The sequence below is a fragment of the Bacillus cereus group sp. N11 genome (genome assembly GCF_016483605.1).
GTDB lineage: Bacteria > Bacillota > Bacilli > Bacillales > Bacillaceae_G > Bacillus_A > Bacillus_A toyonensis.
The window spans coordinates 1-639 of sequence record NZ_JAEHBN010000050.1 but is presented as its reverse complement, the minus strand read 5'-3'; the positions used below and the strand labels follow the sequence as shown (position 1 = coordinate 639).

The following is a 639-nucleotide window of genomic DNA, read 5'->3' as shown; positions in this document are numbered from 1 at the left end:
TCAGGCTGTGGAGAAAGTCTTCTCCACAGCCTGTTTATGTGTCTGAACCTCTTTTTATGTGTCAACACTGATAAAAAAGAGGTAAAGGAGAGATTTTTTATGATGGGTGCTTTAAAAAATCATCGTGATGAGCGTGTATCCGTTTCTGTAGAAGAATTAGTTCCGCAAGACCATTTCCTTCGTGCGATTGAAGCGACAATCAGTTTTGATTTTATTGAGGAAAAGTTACGCCCTTATTACTGTGAAAACAATGGTCGTCCGTCAATTCACCCTATCGTTTTATTTAAGATGATGTTTATCGGATATTTTTATGGTATTCGTTCAGAGCGACAATTGGAAAAGGAGATCAAAACGAATATTGCCTACCGTTGGTTTCTAGGTTTTTCTCTATCAGATACAATTCCAGATCATTCTACAATCAGTTGGAATCGCCGTACTCGTTTCATTCATACAAATATTTTCGAAGAAATTTTTGATGAGATTGTGAGTCAAGCGACCGAGCACCGTATGGTGGGAGGACGTGCGTTGATGACAGATTCTACACACATTAAGGCGAATGCCAATAAAAATAAATTTGTACATAAATATAAAAAAGAAAAGGCAAAGTTCTATATAGATGAACTAGAAGCTGCGGTAATC

1 protein-coding gene is annotated in these 639 nt (G+C 37.2%); it reads left to right on the top strand.

What is annotated here, in order from left to right; translation table 11 throughout:
• Positions 1–99: 99 nt before the first annotated feature.
• On the top strand, positions 100–639 hold a 540-nt coding region (locus tag JDS98_RS29580), incomplete at its 3' end, for a transposase (protein ID WP_199634631.1).